This window comes from Cyclobacterium sp. 10D3-21, assembly GCF_055809755.1.
This window is the reverse complement of record NZ_CM147924.1, coordinates 6,401,401-6,418,930: the sequence shown is the minus strand read 5'-3', so window position 1 is coordinate 6,418,930 and position 17,530 is coordinate 6,401,401. Positions and strand designations below refer to the sequence as shown.

Below are 17,530 nucleotides of genomic sequence, written 5' to 3'. Positions count from 1 at the left end.
GCTCTTTTTAGAGGTTATTAGTGTATACAATTACTTTAAACAATTAAATTTACCACCCAATTGAAGCCGAATCATCGGGTTTAAATCAATAACATTACCATGAGTTTTGAAAACGACAGGAGAAAATTTTTAGGAAAAATGGCATTAGGAACATTGGCGGGACTTACCCCCTGGAATAGTCTATTGGCGAACACGCCAATGTCGGCAAAAGCTGTCGAAAAAGCTTTTGTACCTGTAATGCTGACCCCTTATAAAGCAGACATGACTGTAGATTATAAAGGGTTAAAAAAACTAACAGATTACTATCTTGAATCGGGAGCACGTGGATTATTTGCCAATTGCCTGAGTAGTGAGATGTATGACCTGAGTCCTGAGGAAAGGTTGAAAGTGACCAAGACCGTAGTCAAGAAAGTCAATGGGAAATTCCCTGTTGTTGCTACAGGATCCTTTGGTAATACTGCGCAAGAAAAGGCGGAATTCACGAAAAAAATTGCTGATACTGGTGTTGATGCTGTCATTATGATTACTTCTCACTTCGCAGAAAAAGGCGAATCAGATGATATTGTGATCAAGAATCTGGAAAAATACCTGTCTTTGACTGGAGATATTCCATTAGGGACTTACGAATGTCCTACACCTTATAAAAGAATACTTTCTCAAAAGGTTCTTAAATTTTTATTGGATTCTGACAGATTGGTTTACCATAAGGATACCTCTGAAGACATAGACAATATTAAAGAGAAACTTAAAACGGCTAAAGGTACTAAAATGGGCTTTTACAATGCCCACATGGGTAGTGCGGTAGCCTCTCTTCGAAATGGAGGAGCTGGATTGTCTCCAATTGCAGGTAATTATTACCCAGAAATTATCGCTTGGATTTGTAAAAATGCAACTGATTCAGGAAATAAAGAGCAGGTGGATTGGTTACAAGACAAAGTTAGAGACATGGAAAGAAGGATTACCGCCAACTACATGCTTTCCTCCAGGTATTACCTTAATAAAGAAGGGTTGGATTTGGAAATTGTAAGCCGTAGGGCAAAAAATCCACTTACTTCAGATCAACAAAGTGTAGTTGACACATGCTATGCTGAGGTGCAGGACTGGAAACAGAAATTGTCGATATAATCTTTATTGATAAAATTAAAAAGGGCTTCTCTTATTAAAGAAGCCCTTTTTTTTATATTGGATATTTTAGCTCGAAAAGCCTATAACAAGTATTGCCTAAGCGATGGTGTCAAAACCCAAGTATGGAACCAATACCTTTGGCATTTTAATGCCCTCTTCGCTCTGGTTATTTTCCAAAATGGCTGCCATTATTCTTGGCAGTGCAAGGGCACTACCATTGAGTGTATGTGCCAAAACGGTTTTTTTGTCTTTGTTCTTAAAGCGTAATTTCAAGCGATTGGTTTGGTAGGTTTCGAAATTACTTACGGAACTTACTTCCAGCCATCTTTCCTGCGCGGCCGAATAAACTTCCATATCAAATGTCAGTGCAGAGGTGAACCCTAAGTCTCCACCACAAAGTCTTAAGACCCTGTAAGGCAGCTCTAATTTCTGTAACAAGCCTTGTACATGTAAACTCATGTCCTCGAGGGTATTGTACGAATTGTCCGGATGGGTAACTTGTACAATTTCTACCTTATCGAATTGGTGCAATCTATTCAATCCCCGTACATGTGCTCCCCAACTCCCCGCTTCTCTTCTAAAGCAAGGAGTATAGCCTGTATTCTTTTTAGGCAATTCATCTTCTTGAAGAATTACGTCGCGGTACATGTTTGTAATGGGAACTTCAGCGGTAGGTATCAGGTATAGCCCGTCTTCTTGCGCAAAGTACATCTGCCCTTCCTTGTCTGGAAGTTGCCCTGTAGCATAGCCACTTTCTTCATTGATTAATATGGGTGGCTGCACCTCTGTATAACCCGCTTTTTCGGCTTCATCTAAGAAAAAGTTGATCAATGCCCTTTGCATCTTGGCTCCTTTGCCTTTGTAGACAGGGAATCCTGCACCAGCGATTTTCACTCCCAGTTCAAAATCAACGATATCGTATTTTTTAATCAAATCCCAATGAGGACTTTTATTGCCTTCTTCCAATTGAGGGACTGTTCCATTTTCTAGAACGATCTCATTGTCTTCTGCAGATTTACCCGCGGGAACAGATGAATGCGGTATATTCGGTATTGTATATAGAATTTGGGTTAGTTCAGTTTCTGTATTGGAATAGCTGTCTTCTAAAGATTTCACTTGTTTTTTTATCTCAGAAGTTCTCAACTTTATCTTTTCTGCCTCTTCCCTATTGCCAGCCTGCATCAATTTGCCAATTTGCTTCGAAATTGTGTTGGATTCAGCCTGAAGGGTGTCTCGCTCTAGCTGTATTTGTTTCCTTAAGTCTTCTAGCCTTATTACATCCCCCAGCAATTCTTCAGGGTTTTCAAAATTCCTGGCGCGAAGCCTTTCGCAGGCATGCGCAAAGTTTGCTCTTATTTCATTTACCTGAAGCATATCCGATTGTACTTTGTTTTGCGAAATTAAATTTTAGGACGCAAAGATAAGGAATAAGTTCTGAGTAAAGTGGGCAATTGGCCGATAATTTGGATTAATGGATTGGCAAAACTGGCCTAAATGCCTATCTTCAACCTTGAATTTTCACCAACCGAAAAATTGACTATGAAATCAAGTTTTATTGCAATTTTGTTCTGTTTTTTCGCTGTTTCTATAGTAGAAGCCCAGGAAAGACCATTAAGGATCATTATGATAGGTGCCCATCCTGATGATTGTGATATAAAAAGTGGTGGCACAGCTTCTCTTTTTGTGGAGATGGGGCACAAGGTGAAATTTGTCTCTGTCACAAATGGTGATGCAGGACACATGGAAGAGGGTGGTGGTATGCTTGCAAAAAGGCGTATTGCTGAAACCCAGGAAGTGGCCAAAAGACTTGGGGTTGCTTATGATGTTTTGGACAACCATGACGGTGAATTATTGCCTACACTAGCGATAAGACTTCAGATCATTCGGAAGATCAGGGAATGGGGTGCAGATGTGGTAATTGCTCCCCGACCTAATGACTACCACCCAGACCATCGCTATACGGGAGTTTTGGTGCAGGATGCCGCCTATATGGTAGGTGTTCCTAATGTGGCTCCAGATACACCACCACTAAGTAAAAATCCTGTGTTTTTGTACTTTCAGGATCATTTTCAAAAACCCAACCCATTTGAACCTCATGTAGCGATAGACATTACCTCTGTAATCGACAAGAAAATACATGGATTGGATGCTCATGAGTCTCAATTTTATGAGTGGCTGCCTTGGATAGCAGGCTATGCTGATGAGGTGCCAGAAGGAGAAGAAGAAAGAATAGCCTGGTTAAAAGAAAAAAGAGGGGGAGGCATAAATTCTTCGGTAAGGAAGAGCTTGGAGAAATGGTATGGCTCTGCTAAGGCTGCAAAAGCGCAGTATGCTGAAGCTTTTGAAGTTTGTGAATATGGTTCCCAACCTTCAGATGAGGAATTGAAGCGGTTGTTCCCTATGTTGGGTCAATGATTATAAAAGTAAAAAATTAACTAATTAGAAAATTTCATAGTAAATGAAGGGGAAAAATGTTTTGGTTACAGGTGGGGCCAGCGGAATAGGTTTGGCAATAGTAGAGAAATTTGCAGCCTCAGGTGCCACAGTCTATGTTTTAGACTTTAATCAGGAAAATGGACTGGAAGTTGTCAAAAAAATAAAAGACAAAGGTTATGATGTCTATTTTAAGCAAACCGATGTTTCTAATCAGGATCAAGTAAATGAAGTGATCGCAGGAATATCCGGAGGAATAGATGTTTTGATCAACAATGCCGGCGTCTCTCATATTGGAAATCTTGAATCCACCGAGGGAGCCGATTTGGACCGTTTATTTGCTGTGAATGTAAAAGGCGTATTCCATTGTTCAAAAGCTGTGATTGGAAGGATGATAGCCAATGGTGGAGGAGTGATTATTAACATGGCCTCCATCGCGGCCACAGTTGGTATTCCAGATCGTTTTGCCTATTCCATGAGTAAGGGAGCAGTGCTCAACATGACACTTACCATTGCCAGGGATTATGTAAAAGACAATATTCGCTGCAATGCCATTTCGCCTGCGAGGGTACATACTCCTTTTGTAGACAATTATATTTCCAAAACCTATCCGGGGAAAGAAAAAGAAATGTTTGAAAAACTTTCGGCTACGCAGCCCATTGGGAGAATGGCAGCTCCTGATGAAGTAGCCAGTATGGCTTTTTTCCTAGCTTCTGATGAAGCCAAATTTCTAACGGGTGCTGATTATTTGGTAGACGGTGGATTTTCTAAATTAATAATGTAATTACTTTAAACTATAATTGAAAAATGAAACTAATAAGATTTGGAAAAGTAGGGCAGGAAAAGCCCGGAGTTATAACGGCTGAAGGTAAAAAAATTGATTGTTCGGCTTTTGGTTCAGACTGGACCGCTGATTTTTTAGGCGATGAGGGGAATCTGAAAAAATTAGCGACATGGTTGGAGGCCAATGCAGCAAGTTGCCCCGAAATCGGATCAGATGTGAGGTTAGGATCTCCTGTTCCTTTTCCATCCAAAATAATTTGTGTAGGGTTGAATTATTCTTTACACGCAAAAGAAAGCGGAATGGCTGTTCCTGAGCAACCTGTGTTGTTTATGAAAGCAACCTCTGCGCTTTCAGGACCTTTCGATCCAATTGTAATTCCAAAGAATTCCCAAGCAACGGATTGGGAAGTGGAGTTGGCAGTGGTGATAGGTAAAAAAGCCAGTTATGTTTCTGAAGAGGATGCCATGGATCATGTGTTCGGTTATGTCGTGCACAATGATGTTAGTGAGCGAGATTTTCAGTTAAGACATGGTGGACAGTGGGTTAAGGGAAAAAGTGCTGATTCCTTTGCTCCACTCGGACCTAATTTGGTTACTAGGGATGAAATCGCTGATCCTCACAATTTGAGGTTATGGCTTAAGGTGAATGACGAATTGTTGCAAGACAGCAATACCTCTGATTTGGTTTTCAATATTCCTCAACTAGTAAGTCATATAAGTCAATACATGAGTTTATTGCCTGGTGATATTATTAGTACAGGAACACCTGCAGGAGTAGGGATGGGATTGAAGCCACCAAGATACTTGAAGGCTGGTGATGTTGTAGAACTGGGTATTGATGGCTTAGGTGTTTCTAGCCAAATTGCTGAAGACTATAAAGGCTAAGAAGTCAATTGTAAATAAATATTGATTGAAACGGGCAGAATTTTATCTGTCCGTTTTTTTATTCATCCACTGTGTCCAGGTATACTTTTAAATGGATACTCATTTTTTCCCGGAAGGATTCCGGCGTTCCCTGTTGCAGATCCAGCAATAAATCTCGGTGGGTAACAGCGTTCTTAACCTCGGATTTACTGATGATTTGCCCACTGTGGACTAGATTGAATATAGGCAGCAGCATTTTTTGAAACCTCAAAAGCGTTTGATTGCCTGAGATTTCATATAGCATCGAATGAAACTCTACATCGTACCTGTTTTTCAGAAACTTGTCTTTTGTTTCTTCTTCTTTTTTCACAAGTAACTCAAGCCTTTCCAGGTTGTCCTTGGATTTTCTCCTAAACAAAAAGTCTGTGATGCCCATTTCCAGGACCAAGCGCAACTCAAAAATATCCTGAAGTGTGGCACTATCCAATAGCATTGGATTCAATACCCGCTCGAAGCTTCCTAAAATATCTGGTTGGGTTAAAATGATGCCCCTGTTTCTTTTAGACTCTATTAAGCCTAGTGTTCTAAGTCTTGAGAGAGCTTCTCTTAAGGCAGTTCTGCTTACTCCCATAGACAAGGCCAATTCCGACTCTTTTGGAATGGCGTCACCTGGCTGAAGATTGGCTTCTGCGAAGTACTCTCTTAAGTTTTGCTCTACCTTGTCTACCAAAGATAGCGTGGCATCTAAAACTGGTTTTGGCTTGACATTGAATTTACTCACTTATGCTTTTTGTTTTTTTGACTTCCACAAATATAATAAGTATTATTAAACAGCTCATCCAAAAACCAATCAACCCCTTAATTTAAATGCGTAATATTTTAATAAATGGAGACTATTTCCTTTTGATTGATCCATTAAGGAAGATTTTTATATTTAAATACCTGCCTATTATTAAATTTAATAATAATATATAATACATAAAATTAATAAAAGAAAGGCATTTTGGTTTCTAAAATACCTTTCGCTTAGCACATACTCTTGCTACTAATCTCCATGTTCAGCACATTAAAATGTTTCTAAATAGTGATTTAGTTTCACTTTCTTTATTATTTTTATATTTAACTCTATTATTGATTTAATTTTTAGTTTTGTTTTAGGTGTATAAAGGGTACTTTCCTTAAATGGTATGATTGATTAAGGAAGCATTCGTTCCAGATAAAATGATTGAAATGATCAATTGGTATTTTATTTGATTTTCATTAAATTTAATAAGTAAAAACAAATAAAATATTGATAAATAAAAATTATAGAAATTTAATTCTATTTAATTACTACCTATCGCTAACTCATAGTTGATTTGGAATTCAAATAAATCTTTAAAAATCTCGAATTATTGGATGACTGGATTTTGAGGGCTGGAATTAATCATTATATTTGAATAAATAATACATATTATAATCAAACTTTAATCCCTAAGAATAAGTGATTTGCGGGGGTTAATTATTGAAACACATTATAAATAGGACAAATATGATCGAGAAACTCTACACACAATGGTGGCAATCCGTTTTTATAGTGTTGCTGTTAATATCGTTCTCTACGGAGAAGACTTGGGCGCAGTCCCAAAATGTAACAGGGACAGTATATTCCGAAGAAGATGGAAGTACAATTCCTGGTGTTAATATTATACATGTAGGCACTGCCACGGGAACTGTTACAGATATGGATGGGAAATTTTCAATTAGCCTATCCGGTAACAATACCGTTTTGAAATTTTCTGCTATTGGTTTTAAACCTCAGGAAATTAGTATTGGGAATCAAACCAATATTGATGTAACCTTAGAAACAGCCCTTGGAGCCCTCGATGAAATCATCGTCGTAGGTTATGGAGAGCAATCCAGAGAAAAACTGACTTCTGCAGTAAGTACGCTTGATACCAAGGTGCTTGAAAATGTGCCTTTAGGTAATGCCGCTTCAGCTTTACAGGGAACTGTATCGGGTGTTCGGGTACAAACTTTAAGTGGTCAGCCAGGTGCTGCGCCAAGAATAATCGTAAGGGGTGGAACATCAATAAACAATCCGAATGGTGCCGAGCCGCTATATGTAGTGGATGGCGTAATTAGGGATGATATTCAGGGGATCAATCCTATGGATATCGAATCAATGCAAGTATTAAAGGATGCGGCTTCTACCGCTATTTACGGATCTCGAGCATCTAATGGTGTGGTTATTTTGACTACTAAAACCGGTAAGGCTGGTGATACTAAGGTTACCTATAGGTACACTATCGGTACCTCACAATTAAGAGAGAAATATGACCTGCTTTCTGCAAGAGATTATATATACTATTCAAGGTTAGGCATAGCGGCTACAGGTATCAAATCTCCCACAAGACTTGCCCAGTTAGATGGTGCCTTCGGATATGGTATTGGCAACGACCTTACCAATAACACGGCTTATACCACTCAATACCTGACACCTGAAAATGAATACAAGCTGAGTGAGGGATGGCAAAGTATGCCGGACCCAGTTGATCCTACCAAAACCATTATATTTGACGAAGTTGATTGGCAGGATCAGCTGTTTAGAACAGCAGTGACCCAAGACCACTATTTGAATTTGTCTGGAGGTACTGAAAAAGCAACTTTTAATATAGGTGTGGGCTATGCTGATATGGATGGAATAGCAATTACCACCAATTATAAAAGATTCACTGCCAATATGAATGGTAGGTTAAAAGTAAGTGACAAGTTATTTGTATTTGCAGGCTTGAATTTCACCAGGTCCTCCGATAATTTGGTGTACAGTGAGAACAGCTTGTTTGAAAGATCTATCGCTACTCCTCCTACTGCAAAGTATGCATTTGAAGATGGAACCCTTGCTCCGGGAGTCGGTCGTTCTTTAGGTAATCCAGCCTATCAATTAAGTCGTAGCGTTAATGACAATACATTAAGTCTTATGACATTGAGTGGTGGTGCCAATTGGGAGTTAGCTCCGGGCCTCAGCTTTGAACCTTCAGCATCTCTTTATACCAAATCCAATACAGCCAACACGTTCTTGATGTCTTACCTTAATTCTCCTACTCAGTTGGTGGAAGATAGAATTGCGACAGGAAGCCAAACAAACTGGGAGCAATTACAGTTGGATGCAGTTTTAAACTATGAAAAAAGCTTTGCTCAACAACATAATTTCACTGCCACCCTTGGCTATTCAATGTACCAGAGAGACAATTACAGTCTTTATGCTCAGGGTAGAGGAGCAGCCACAGATTTAATCCCCACATTAAATGCTTCAGGCGAAGCTGTACAGGTTTCTAGTTCTAAAGGGAAGCAATTGATCCTGGGTTATTTTGGTAGAGCCAATTACGATTTTGATAACAAATATTTATTTTCAATGAGTGCCAGATATGATGGCGCTTCTAATTTAGGTTCTGAATACAAATGGGGTTTCTTTCCAGGGGTATCTGCTGGTTGGAATTTACATAACGAATCCTTTTGGGACACGCCAGCAGCAATTGATAAGTTCAAGTTGAGAGCTAGTTATGGTCTCAATGGTAACCTTGGTAATTTAGCCGATTTCCAGGCGCAAGGAGCCTATAGTGTAGGTGGTATTTACCAAGGAAATGCCGCTGTTGAATATACTACTATTGCCAACCCAAATCTTAAATGGGAACAATCCAGAACTTTTGATGTAGGGTTTGATGCAGGTCTATTCAATAATAGGGTTACTGTTCTGTTTGATTATTATCAAAGGGTAACGTCCAACCTAATCACCACCTTGGCCATGCCGAAGTTGACTGGTTTCACCAGCATTTTAACAAACCTAGGTAGTTTGGAGAACAGTGGTGTAGAGCTTGAAGTCAATTTTAATGCCATTGAGACCAAAGACTGGTTGTGGAATATTGGATTCAATACTTCTTTTGTAAAGAATAAAATATTGGAGCTTCCTGAAAATGACAATGAAAACAACAGGATTGGCGGTTTGTTTATTTATGATGAGGCCATTGGAGATTATGCCTGGAAAGGCGGTTTGCAAGAAGGCGGACAAATCGGTGAGATGTACGGTTACCAATACCAATCTATTTTCCCTACTGACGAAGCAGCGGCTGCAGCACCTCAGGATGTAATCATGGCAGGTCCTGATAGAACCAGGTATGGTGGAGATGTGGATTGGCTGGATGTCGATGGAAACAATGTGATCGACACAAGGGATAGGGTTTATATGGGGAATATTTTCCCTAAATGGACCGGAGGATTTTCTAATAATGTGAATTATAAAGGAGTCAATCTTTACCTGAGAATGGACTATACCACCGGACATACCATCTATAATTATGTAAGGGCCAACCTGGATGGAGAGTTTGTTGGAAATACCAACATGAGTTCAAATATCGCGAGGTCTTGGGAAAACCAAGGGGATGTTACAGATGTTCCCAAATTTTACTGGGCAGATCAGGTTGCCCAAAGTAATTACTGGAGAGGAGATCCAAGAAACCTAAACAATGGTGGAGGAAGCTCTGTGAATTATGAAAAGGGAGATTTCCTTGCCTTAAGGGAGCTTACTATAAGTTATGATTATACTGCAGGATGGTATAAAAAGATTGGTATTGAGGGAGTTAGGCTAAACCTTACTGGCAATAACTTGATGTATTTTACCAGCTTTAGTGGTCTTTCTCCGGAAGATGGAGGGATAAACAGAGGGCGTTTTCCTGTGCCTCGTAACATCATGCTAGGTATTAACCTTTCTCTTTAATTAAGTCCTGATAAAATATAAAAAGTCATGAAAAAATTAGTTAATATAAAGATATACCTTCTCGGGATTGTTGTTTTTTTTCTAAATTATTCCTGTACAGAACCTTTGGAACTAGCTCCCATTAGTTCAATAGGGGCTAACTCATTCTGGCAATCAGAACAAGATGCCTATGGTGGAGTGATAGGCATGTACAACCAGTTTAGGGATTTGTCAAGTAGGACACTCTATTTTATGGGTGAAGCAAGGAGTGAAGTAATGGGTGAAGGAGTTCAAAATGCTGACTATAGAAGAAAGTATTTTGAAAATGACATGAATGAGAGCAATGCGGACTTGGATTGGTTGCAATCCTACAAGGTGATCAATTATGCCAATCTGGTGATAAAAAATGTTCCAAATATTTCCTTTCCTAGTGAAGAGAATAAAAATGATTTGTTAGCGCAGGCGTATAGCATGAGGGCATTTGTTTATTTTGTTCTTGCAAAAACCTGGGGAGATGTTCCTTTGATCACTGAGCCTGTAGAGGGCTATGATGCTGAAACTACGTTTCAGGAAAGAGCTGCAATTTCTGCTGTTTTCGACTTGATTAAGGCTGATTTGGACATGGCAATAAGCTTGTTCCCAAGCAATGAGTTTGAGAATGGCCGATCCATGTGGTCCAAACCTGCAGCCAATACGCTCAAAGGAGATGTGTATTTGTGGACAGGCAAAACAATGGGGGGTGGCGATGCTGATATTACGATTGCTTTGAGTGCGTTGAATGATGCAAACTCAGCTGACCTTGGCCTATTGGATGATTATTCGAGGGTTTTTGACTTTGACAATAAAGGAAATCAAGAAATTATTTTCTCAGTTCATTTTAGTGATTTTGAGGTTTCCAATAACATGTTTTCAGACATGTATATCAATGCCCTCGATGTAAGAGAAACCTTTGATCAGGAAACATTAGAGACGATTGGAACCCCTGGCGGATTTAATTGGTGGGCTCCTTCTGCCACAATGAGAGATCAGTTTACTGATGATGATAGCCGAAAATTAGCTAGTTTTTTTGAAGTATATTCCAATGAAGCCGTCAATGCCTATATAACCACAATTGTAACAAAGGGTAGTGGGTATACTGAATCAGGCTCTAGAAGGTTTCTTGATGATATTGTGATTTACAGGCATGCGGAATTGTTGTTGCTAATAGCTGAAGCGAAAAATGCCCTTGGTCAGGATCCATCTGCTGAAATAAATAGTGTAAGAAGTAGAGCTTATGGCGAAAATTTCTCTAGCTACGAATTCACCAGTGGTTCTCAAGCTGAAAACGACGAAGCCATATTGCAAGAAAGATTATTTGAATTGGCTTTCGAAGGTAAAAGATGGTGGGACTTAATTCGCTTTGACAAAGCATTTGAAAAGGTGCCTTCCTTACAGGGAAAAGAAGGTCAGGACTATCTTATGTTGTGGCCTATATCATTGGAAACCATTAGTTTAAATTCAAAAATAACCCAGAATACTGGTTACGAACAGTAATACAAATGCAGACGTAAACCTATAAATAGCCCTAACAACCATGTTTAAAATTCATCGATTTTTAACCCTAACCTTGATCATGACTGCCCTTTCCCTTTCGGGAAAGGCGCAGCATGCTCTTTTAAGTGCCGACAATGGTAAATCTATCTCCATAGGAGCTTTGGTGCACAGTGATGTAGAAGAAATAAAAGACCTTAAGATGGGGCCTTTTGTCAAATTGGACAATGGAGACATCCTGACAGTGGAAGGTACAGATTGCACCATTAGCAATGACAATGGTAAATCCTGGCAAAGCTATCCTGTATTTGAAGATCCTGAGAATTTCTTGATTTCAGATGAGCGGGCCATACTAAAGACCAGCAATGGAGTGATCATTCTGGCTTTTATGAATTTGAAGGAGAGAGCCAACTGGAACTGGCAAGAAGCTATTTCTGATTCCCCTGGGGCCAGACTACCAACTTATACCGTGAGAAGTTTGGACGGTGGTAAAACCTGGCAAGATGTGCAAAAGCTTCATAATGAATGGACAGGTGCGGTTCGTGACATGATAGAAACCGAAAATGGGAATATAGTCTTCACCTCCATGATGATGAGACACCACCCTGGCCACCATACGGTATTGACTTATAAGTCGGGCAATGAAGGTAAAACCTGGGAAAGGTCTAATATTATTGATTTAGGAGGTATTGGGCACCATAGCGGTGTAACAGAAGCTACCCTGGAAGCCCTTGAATTCGGAAAATTATGGCTATTGATGCGGACCAATTGGGGTACTTTTTGGGAAGCTTTCTCAATGGACGATGGTAAAACCTGGGACAATATACGTCCTACTGATATAGCTGCAAGTTCTGCACCAGGACTTCTTAAAAGGCTCGAAAGTGGCAGATTAATTTTGGTGTGGAATAGAAGATTCCCTGAAGGAACCGATCAATATCCCTTACGAGGTGGGGACAGACAATGGTCGGAAGTAGCGGCTAGTAATCACAGGGAAGAATTGTCCATCGCTTTTTCCGAAGACCATGGTAAGACGTGGACAGCTCCAAAAGTAATTGCTAAAGTTGGTGAAAACCAAAAAACGGACCCAACCTTTAAGTGGATTTCTTATCCCTATGTTTTTGAACGAAACCCTGGAGAATTATGGGTGACCACCATGCAAGGAGAACTTCGTGTTAAATTTAATGAGAAGGATTTTACACATTAATTGGATCATTGGTGCAAAAGCAAACTTGATGAGAAAATCAAGATTTGACTATTGCATATTTCGGGTTTAAAATGTTTACTTAAATATTTGTCTTTAATCGATAATAAAGAAAATGAAAAGATTCTCTAGAAGAAGGTTTTTTGAAAAATCTTTATTTCTGCTTCCATTACCAGCGATTTTATCCTTTACCAATAAACTCACAAGTTTGGAGGTCCTTCCTGTTTCCCATCTTTCTGGTGAAAGTGACAAGGAAAGGATTACGGGCTTGCTAAAAGATAAAGCGCCATTGATCTGGACTTTTACTGGAGACAGTATCACCCATGGCGCAAAACACACTCATGGGTACCGCTCCTATCCCGAAGTTTTTGGAGAACGTATTCGGTGGGAAATGGGCAGAGTAAGAGATGTAATTATAAATACAGGAATCAGCGGAAATACAACCGAAACAATCCTTCAGGACTTTGACTGGAGGATTAAACAGTTCAAGCCAAATGTTGTGTCTTTGATGATTGGTACAAATGATTGTTCCAATGAGAAGGTATCAATAGAAGCTTATGAAGAGAATCTTAACCTTTTGGTTAAAAAATTCAGAGGGCTTGGTGCAATTCCTATCCTTCACACCCCTAATCTAATTATCAAAGAATTGGATCTTAGCAGGGCAAGCTTGGATAAATATGTTGCCGTAATAAGGAAGGTCGCATTAGAAGAAAATATTATCCTGGTTGATAATTATGGGCATTGGCTTGAGACAGCTGAAAAGGCCGACGGTATAAACGTAAATAAGGAATGGTTAAATGACCCACTTCATCCAGATGGTGAAGGACATTCTGAAATAGCAAGGCTGATGTTCAAGGAGCTCTCAATTTTTGACCCTGAAGCGTCTACCTGTGGCGGGCCTTATTATGAAGGGAAACATTAAATGGCACTTCTGTGCAAATTATATTGATAAGAAAAATTAGATTATTGATATTAACGGGTTTGATCCTTCTGGGTTTTGTGAATTTTTCTGAAGCCCAGGTTCTACTGGACCCTTCAGAAGTGGTGCTCCATATTGGGAAAGATGGGGTTCCACCTAGAAATAGTGAAGGAGCCTTTATTCAATTGAAAGATGGAAGGATTTTATTTGCCTATTCCAAATTCGAAGGAGGGTCTGGTGACCATGCAAATGGATCAATCGCTGGACGCTATTCTTTAGATGGAGGAAAAACCTGGACCAAAAATGATGAGATAATCATTTCCAATGAAGGGGGTATGAATGTCATGTCCGTGTCATTTTTAAGGTTAGACAACGGTTCAATCGCTATTTTCTACGCTAGAAAAAATTCTCTGGACGATTGCAAACCCATTATGCGGATTTCTAATGACGAAGCACAAACCTGGTCAGCACCCATTCCTATAATCAATGACAAAGAAGGTTATTTTGTATTGAACAATGACAGGGTGATTCAACTTCCAGGTGGAAGATTACTGGCACCTGTTTCTCTCCATAAAACTACCGGCAAAGATTTTAGCATGCGTGGTAGTATTTATTGCTATTACTCCGATGACCATGGTAAAACCTGGAAAAGTAGCCAGGAAATGCCCAATCAAGACAATATAGTGGTTCAAGAACCGGGAGTGGTTTTGCTGAAAAATGGAGACATTATGATGTGGTTAAGAACAGATCGGGGTGTACAATATATAAGTAAATCCCATGATAACGGACTTACCTGGAAAGAAGTGCAACCATCAAAAATTGTCTCACCCAGAGCTCCGGCCTCTCTAAAAAGAATCCCAAAAACCGGAGACCTATTGTTGATATGGAACAACAATAAAAGTTTAGATAAAAAGACAGCCACTTTCAGAACGCCACTGACTGCAGCTATTTCTAAGGATGAGGGCAAAAGTTGGATACACCTAAAAGTACTTGAAAATGATCCCGAAGGTTTTTTCTGCTATACAGCGATTTCTTTTGTGGACAATGAAGTATTACTAGCCTATATGGCTGCAGAAAGAATGGGCCTAAAAGAAAAAATACCCATGGTAGTGCGGAAATTAAGTTTGGATGAATTTTACGACTAAATGATATGAATATGACGATGAACAAATTGAGTGGTGCCATCAAAATGTTGGGTTTAGCAGCTTTGGTAACCTATGGTTGTGGCGGTAAGCCGGTAGAAGATCAGACGGCCGAAGCCAATGAGGCTGACAATGAAATTGTAAGTGTTCCTGGAAGTTTGGTCCTCAATCCTGGAGACAATAACCCAAGAAACAGTGAAGGTGATTTTATTGAGTTGAAAGACGGAAGAATGCTCTTCGTCTATTCGCATTATTATGGTGAATCTTCCAGTGATCATGCGACAGCTTATTTGGCTGGACGCTATTCAGATGATAAAGGACAGACCTGGACATCAGAAGATGTGGAAGTATTAGCAAATGAGGGTGGAATGAATGTGATGTCCGTATCCTTGCTTCGACTCCAAAATGGAGATATTGCCCTGTTTTATTTGAGGAAAAACAATACAGACGATTGTATTCCTTATATGAGAATTTCAAAGGACGAAGCCAAAACCTGGTCAGACCCTATCGCATGTATTATAGACAATGAAGGTTATTTTGTGCTTAACAATGACAGGGTTATTCAACTGGAAGATGGCACTTTAATGATTGCCGTGGCCAAACATGCCGGTCCTGGAATGGAGTGGAGAGGCAGAGCTGACCTTTTTGCTTATTCTTCTACTGACAACGGACAAACATGGGAAAGTAGCGAATTGGTACCTAACCCCAAAGAAATTGTATTGCAAGAGCCAGGCTTGGTTGAACTTAATGATGGGTCACTTTTGATGGTGATTAGAACCGATGCTGGGGTTCAATGCTATTCTTATTCCAGAGACAAAGGTAAAACCTGGTCAGAAGTAGAAAAAAGCAACTTGGTATCACCTGTTTCTCCTGCAACCATTGAAAGAATTCCTGGAACAGGAGACTTATTGGCTGTTTGGAACAACAACTTGTCAAAGGATCCAGATGTGGCCAAGCTTAGGACACCATTGAGCGCTGCCATTTCTCAAGACGAAGGTAAAACATGGAGCAATTACAAGACCTTGGAGAACGACCCTGATGGTTGGTACTGCTATATCGCCATGGATTTTGTAGGGGATGATGTATTATTGGGCTATTGTGCGGGTAACAGACCAGCTGGAACAGGCCTTTCAGTTACCAAAGTAACCAAGTTAAGCACAGACTGGTTTTATAAAGATTAATTAACATGAAAGAACTTTTAGGCAATAGATTTAAATTGATTTTATCAGGTTTACTACTCTTGGTATTGATGGCTTCATGCGAATCTGGCCTGAAAAGTTCTGGGGAAACAAAACCCAATATTATCCTAATTGTTTCAGAAGATCATGGGCAGGATCTTGGTGCTTATGGTAATAGCATAGTGACCACTCCAAACATTGATGCTTTGGCAGAAAATGGAGTAATGTTTCTTAATGCCTATACGACCTATTCTGTTTGTAGCCCCTCCAGGGGTTCCATTTTGACGGGACTTTACCCTCATCAAAATGGTCAGATAGGACTTGCCACACATGATTTTGAAATGTATAAAGCATTTGAGAACATCCCTTCTTATTTAAAGGATAAGGGCTATAGTACAGGGTGTTTGGGAAAGTTACATGTAAATCCTGAATCGGCATTTCCCTTAGATTTTCACGAAATTGAAAGTTCAAATTTTGCCAAGGAAAAAATGGGGGATTATGCCATTAAAGCTTCTGAATTCATCAGATCAGCAGGAGAGAAACCATTTTTTCTTATGGTCAATTTTCCAGATGCGCACTTCCCATTGTTAAGGAAGGTTGAAGGATTGCCAACGATTGAAGTTACTGGAGACAATGTTTCAAGTACACTCCCTTTTGTGGGTGCAAATACAGTAAGACTAAGAGAGCAAACTGCAGACTATTATAGTCAGATTAATCGATTGGACGAATCAATAGGGATGCTGTTAGATTCTCTTAAAGCTACAGGAAAAGCTGAAAACACCTTGATAATTTTCCTCAGTGATCACGGAGCTCAGTTTTCCAGAGGTAAAACCACAAATTACGAAGCTGGTCTAAAAATACCTTTAATAGTGAACTGGCCAGAAAAATTAACTGGAGGACAAGTGATAAGTGATGAGCTGGTATCTGTAATCGATATTTTCCCAACCATCGTAGATGCAATTGCTGATGAAGAAAAATCAGCGCTTCCGGGGAAATCACTTTTGAAAATAGGTAGTGGGCAACAGCTTGGGCATGAATATATTTATGCCGGTGGAATGATTGGAACAGCTAAATATTTTTACCCCAAAAGAAGTGTACGGGGTAAGCAATATAAGTTGATCCATAACTTGTACAGTGGTGAACCTGATCCTTACTTTTCAGTCTACACCGATCATATTTACCCAACGGTTTTGTCAGGTACTTCCAGAGAAGAAATAACCTCATTATCAGGTGAACTTAAAGAAGTTTATGCACGCTGGGAAAATCCACCGGCTTTTGAGTTTTATGATTTGGAAAATGACCCCTGGGAGTTTAAAAATCTGGCAGATAACCCCAGTTATCGGGAGGAGATGGAGCACTTAAAGGATGTGCTTAATAAATGGAGGGTGAATACAAGAGATCCTTTTATGGATTCGGTTAATGTTAAAATGATAAGGGCAGAAGTTGACTCAATAAACAAATATTATCCAGATCATAGCTATCAAAAAGACAGCTCTTTTCATTGGAGATATCCGGATTATTTTGGGCGTTATGTGTTGGAAGAGAATTAAGCTACCATAGAAAATAGTTAAAAATATGAATGGAAATAATTTAAGTATAAGGCTAGGGAAGGGATTGATTTTT

13 protein-coding genes are annotated in these 17,530 nt (G+C 39.6%); 11 read left to right on the top strand and 2 right to left on the bottom strand.

Annotated elements, in window-relative coordinates:
* Nucleotides 1-99: 99 nt before the first annotated feature.
* The gene (locus tag AC0L7T_RS25000) at nucleotides 100-1,125 is read left to right on the top strand and encodes a dihydrodipicolinate synthase family protein (RefSeq protein WP_473339232.1); all 1,026 of its coding nucleotides are present in this window, start codon (nucleotides 100-102) and stop codon (nucleotides 1,123-1,125) included.
* Nucleotides 1,126-1,221: 96 nt separating this feature from the next.
* Here the strand turns inward: AC0L7T_RS25000 and serS are convergent, their stop codons facing one another.
* A complete protein-coding gene (serS, locus tag AC0L7T_RS24995; RefSeq protein WP_473339230.1) occupies nucleotides 1,222-2,499 on the bottom strand; it encodes a serine--tRNA ligase in 1,278 nt (425 codons plus the stop codon).
* Between the two features lie 165 nt (nucleotides 2,500-2,664).
* Between serS and AC0L7T_RS24990 the strand changes: the two genes are divergently transcribed.
* The 3 genes from AC0L7T_RS24990 to AC0L7T_RS24980 are packed head-to-tail and all read left to right on the top strand — an operon-like array spanning nucleotide 2,665 to nucleotide 5,226.
* Nucleotides 2,665-3,540, top strand: a complete 876-nt coding sequence (locus tag AC0L7T_RS24990; RefSeq protein WP_473339228.1) for a PIG-L deacetylase family protein — start codon at nucleotides 2,665-2,667, stop codon at nucleotides 3,538-3,540.
* A 43-nt stretch (nucleotides 3,541-3,583) separates the two neighbouring features.
* Entirely contained in the window at nucleotides 3,584-4,342 is a 759-nt protein-coding gene (locus AC0L7T_RS24985; RefSeq protein ID WP_473339227.1) for an SDR family NAD(P)-dependent oxidoreductase, read from the top strand.
* A gap of 23 nt (nucleotides 4,343-4,365) precedes the next feature.
* A complete protein-coding gene (locus AC0L7T_RS24980) occupies nucleotides 4,366-5,226 on the top strand; it encodes a fumarylacetoacetate hydrolase family protein (RefSeq protein ID WP_473339225.1) in 861 nt (286 codons plus the stop codon).
* A gap of 58 nt (nucleotides 5,227-5,284) precedes the next feature.
* On the opposite strand, the gene AC0L7T_RS24975 is transcribed toward AC0L7T_RS24980, so the two are convergent.
* Entirely contained in the window at nucleotides 5,285-5,986 is a 702-nt protein-coding gene (locus AC0L7T_RS24975; protein ID WP_473339224.1) for a FadR/GntR family transcriptional regulator, read from the bottom strand.
* 750 nt (nucleotides 5,987-6,736) lie between these two features.
* On the opposite strand from AC0L7T_RS24975, the gene AC0L7T_RS24970 reads away from it, so the two are divergent.
* From AC0L7T_RS24970 to AC0L7T_RS24940, 7 genes are all read left to right on the top strand, one after another.
* On the top strand, nucleotides 6,737-9,958 hold the full coding sequence (locus tag AC0L7T_RS24970; protein WP_473339222.1) for a SusC/RagA family TonB-linked outer membrane protein: 3,222 nt from the start codon (nucleotides 6,737-6,739) through the stop codon (nucleotides 9,956-9,958).
* 27 nt (nucleotides 9,959-9,985) lie between these two features.
* Nucleotides 9,986-11,470, top strand: a complete 1,485-nt coding sequence (locus tag AC0L7T_RS24965; RefSeq protein ID WP_473339221.1) for a RagB/SusD family nutrient uptake outer membrane protein — start codon at nucleotides 9,986-9,988, stop codon at nucleotides 11,468-11,470.
* A 40-nt stretch (nucleotides 11,471-11,510) separates the two neighbouring features.
* On the top strand, nucleotides 11,511-12,671 hold the full coding sequence (locus AC0L7T_RS24960; RefSeq protein WP_473339219.1) for a sialidase family protein: 1,161 nt from the start codon (nucleotides 11,511-11,513) through the stop codon (nucleotides 12,669-12,671).
* Between the two features lie 112 nt (nucleotides 12,672-12,783).
* The gene (locus AC0L7T_RS24955) at nucleotides 12,784-13,590 is read left to right on the top strand and encodes an SGNH/GDSL hydrolase family protein (protein ID WP_473339217.1); all 807 of its coding nucleotides are present in this window, start codon (nucleotides 12,784-12,786) and stop codon (nucleotides 13,588-13,590) included.
* A gap of 11 nt (nucleotides 13,591-13,601) precedes the next feature.
* A complete protein-coding gene (locus AC0L7T_RS24950; RefSeq protein ID WP_473339215.1) occupies nucleotides 13,602-14,732 on the top strand; it encodes a sialidase family protein in 1,131 nt (376 codons plus the stop codon).
* Nucleotides 14,733-14,743: 11 nt separating this feature from the next.
* The gene (locus AC0L7T_RS24945) at nucleotides 14,744-15,910 is read left to right on the top strand and encodes a sialidase family protein (protein WP_473339213.1); all 1,167 of its coding nucleotides are present in this window, start codon (nucleotides 14,744-14,746) and stop codon (nucleotides 15,908-15,910) included.
* A gap of 5 nt (nucleotides 15,911-15,915) precedes the next feature.
* The gene (locus AC0L7T_RS24940) at nucleotides 15,916-17,457 is read left to right on the top strand and encodes a sulfatase family protein (RefSeq protein ID WP_473339210.1); all 1,542 of its coding nucleotides are present in this window, start codon (nucleotides 15,916-15,918) and stop codon (nucleotides 17,455-17,457) included.
* Nucleotides 17,458-17,530: the final 73 nt, after the last annotated feature.